This window comes from Lactobacillus sp. UMNPBX16 (genome assembly GCF_002553775.1).
Classification (GTDB): domain Bacteria; phylum Bacillota; class Bacilli; order Lactobacillales; family Lactobacillaceae; genus Lactobacillus; species Lactobacillus crispatus.
Window position 1 is genome coordinate 1 of the sequence record NZ_PCYU01000050.1, and the last position, 3,186, is coordinate 3,186.

Consider the following 3,186-nt stretch of genomic DNA (forward strand, 5'->3'; position numbering starts at 1 on the left):
TTTTATCAATTTCATCAATATAAATAATGCCACGCTGTGCACGTTCCAAATCATAATCAGCATTTTGTAGTAACTTAAGCAAAATATTTTCAACGTCTTCACCAACATACCCTGCTTCAGTCAAGGTAGTTGCATCGGCAATTGCAAATGGGACATTTAAAATACGAGCCAAAGTCTGAGCAAGATATGTCTTACCTGATCCAGTTGGTCCGATCATTGCAATATTTGATTTTTGTAATTCAGTTGAAGAATCAACATCCATTTGGCTAATTCTCTTATAGTGATTATATACAGCAACTGATAAGACTTTTTTAGCACGGTCTTGACCAATAACATATTGATCAAGTTCCTTTTTTATTTCAACAGGCTTAGGTAATTCACGAGCTGCTTTAAGTGAATCTGCTCGTAATTCATCGTCAATAATTTTTTTAGCCAAGTCAACACATTCATTACAAATATATACACCGTTACCGGCAATCATTTTCTTAACTTGGTCTTGAGTTTTGCCACAAAAAGCGCATTTAATCTCTTCTTGATCTGTAAACTGATTTGCCATTATTTTTCCTCCTATATCTACCAAAAATCAGATTATCATAAATTAACTAATATTGATAAATATTAAGCTCGAACAGCAAAAAAAGCGGCCTATAGCCGCTCTTTTTGAGAAATTAGCAAATATTACTATTACTTGCTTTCCTTCTTGTCATCGTCTTCTTTGTTTTCAAGCTTTGACTTAGCAACTTGCTTAGCATTATCAGTAATAAGATCCATAGCCTTACGTACAGTAATGTCGTGGCCTAACATGTCATCTGATAAGGTGTTACGTACCATCTTTTCATCCATGTTGTATTCTGAAGCAAGATCCTTGATTTCTTTATCAATTTCTTCCTTAGTTGCCTTAAGGTCTTCAGCAGCAACAATAGCTTCAAGAACTAAGTTAGTTTTAACTCTTTCAGCTGCATTCTTTTCAAATTGTGAACGCAATTGTTGTTCGTTGGTATTAGTCAACTTGTAGTAAGTTTGTGGGTCAATACCTTGACGTTGCATATTACCCAAGTATTGGTTCAATTGAGTATCAACATCTTCTTGAATCATAGCATCAGGAATTTCATCGATAGTAGCGTTGCTTACAGCACCTTCAATCGCAGCTTCTTGAATAGCGTCGTTTGCTTGTTGTTCCTTTTGTTCCTTCAAGTCCTTCTTGATCTTTTCCTTTAAGTCATCAAGGGTGTCTACAGAGTCATCAACGTCCTTAGCAAATTCATCGTCTAACTTAGGAAGTTGCTTTGACTTAACTTCGTGAATCTTAGTTGCAAAGTGTGCTTCTTTACCAGCTAAATCCTTTGCACCGTAATCTTCAGGGAAAGTTACAACTACATCAACATCATCGCCGGCTTCATGGCCTTCAAGTTGATCTTCAAAGCCAGGAATAAATGCACCTGAACCTAATTCAAGTGAGTAGTTTTCAGCTGAGCCGCCTTCGAATGGCTTGTCGTCGATAGTACCCTTGTAATCGATAGTAACAGTATCTCCCTTTTCAGCCTTACCCTTCTTAAGAACAAGTTCTGCATTTTGTTCACGGCGCTTGTCAAGTTCAGCATCAATGTCCTTTTGGTAAACACGAGTGTTTTGCTTAGGAACTTCGATACCCTTGTAGTCACCTAACTTAACTTCTGGTTCTACAGTAACAGTAGCCTTCATAGTCCAATCCTTGTCCTTATCCATTGATACAGGAACAATTTGTGGTTGGCCAACTGCCTTAATACCTGCTTCTTTAACAGCAGCAGAATATGCATTTGGTAATACAATATTTAAGGCATCTTCATATAATGCTTCTTCACCGTAATATTGATCAAAGATCACACGTGATACGTGACCCTTTCTAAAGCCAGGAACACGCAAGTTTTTCTTTACTCTTCTAAAAGCTTGGTCTAAACCAAATTTAATTTCATCTTGTGAAATATCAAAAGTAAGATCACCGGTTGTCTTACCGGTCTTTTCCCATTTAACAGACATTAATTAAATACCTCCAATGTCAAATTTGAGTTTGCTTCTTGCATACTAAGTTATCTTACCTTAAAAGGCCGCAAAAAACAAATTTAAAAGAAAAAAGATGCGCTCCTGTGAAGAAGTGCATCTTTTTTAACTATATCGTTAGAAATTAGTCAAGGATTTCAGTAACCTGACCGGCACCAACGGTACGACCACCTTCACGGATGGTGAACTTAGTACCCTTTTCGATGGCAGCTGGCTTGATTAACTTAACAGTAAATTCAGTGTTATCACCAGGCATAACCATTTCAGTACCTTCTGGCAATTCAATTTCACCAGTAATATCAGTGGTGTGGAAGTAGAATTGTGGACGGTAGTCTGAGAAGAATGGGGTGTGACGGCCGCCTTCTTCCTTCTTCAAGATATAAACTTGACCCTTGAATTCCTTGTGGGTTTGAATTGAGCCTGGAGCAGCCAATACTTGACCACGAACAACTTGGTCACGGTCAATACCACGAAGCAATACACCAACGTTATCGCCGGCTTCACCTAAGTCAAGAGTCTTGTGGAACATTTCCAAACCAGTAACAACTGACTTAAGAACCTTGTCTACCAAACCAACGATTTCAACTTCGTCACCGACCTTAACAGTACCACGGTCAATACGACCTGAAGCAACAGTACCACGACCAGTGATAGTAAATACGTCTTCAACTGGCATTAAGAATGGCTTGTCAGTTTGACGTTCTGGAGTTGGGATGTATTCGTCAACGACGTCCATCAACTTAAGAATTTGTTCTTGAGCTTCCTTGTCGCCTTGTAAAGCCTTCAAAGCTGAACCACGAACAACTGGAATATCGTCACCAGGGTAATCGTATTCAGTCAACAAGTCACGAACTTCCATTTCAACTAAGTCGATCAATTCTGGGTCGTCAACTAAATCACACTTGTTTAAGAAAACAACGATGTAGTTAACACCAACTTGACGAGCAAGCAAAATGTGTTCACGAGTTTGTGGCATAGGACCATCAGTTGCAGCAACAACTAAGATAGCACCATCCATTTGTGCAGCACCGGTAATCATGTTCTTGATGTAGTCGGCGTGGCCTGGAGCGTCCATGTGAGCGTAGTGACGATTTTCAGTTTCGTATTCTACGTGGGCGGTATTAATAGTAATACCACGTTCCTTTTCTT

The 3,186-nt window shown here is 38.9% G+C and carries 3 protein-coding genes; all 3 read right to left on the bottom strand.

Annotated elements, in window-relative coordinates; genetic code table 11:
* The coding region (locus tag CP367_RS09570; RefSeq protein WP_143469235.1) for a ClpX C4-type zinc finger protein at window positions 1-556 on the bottom strand (556 nt) is incomplete at its 3' end.
* A gap of 128 nt (window positions 557-684) precedes the next feature.
* Window positions 685-2,016, bottom strand: coding sequence for a trigger factor (tig, locus tag CP367_RS09575; RefSeq protein WP_089145757.1), 1,332 nt, complete (start codon window positions 2,014-2,016; stop codon window positions 685-687).
* Between the two features lie 145 nt (window positions 2,017-2,161).
* Window positions 2,162-3,186, bottom strand: a 1,025-nt coding sequence (gene tuf / locus CP367_RS09580) for an elongation factor Tu (RefSeq protein WP_098043558.1), incomplete at its 5' end; no start/stop codon positions are given.

Coding starts and splice junctions, on each gene's coding strand:
- tig (WP_089145757.1), bottom strand. CDS start 2,016: ATGTCTGTTAAATGGGAAAAGACCGGTAAGACAACCGGTGATCTTACT.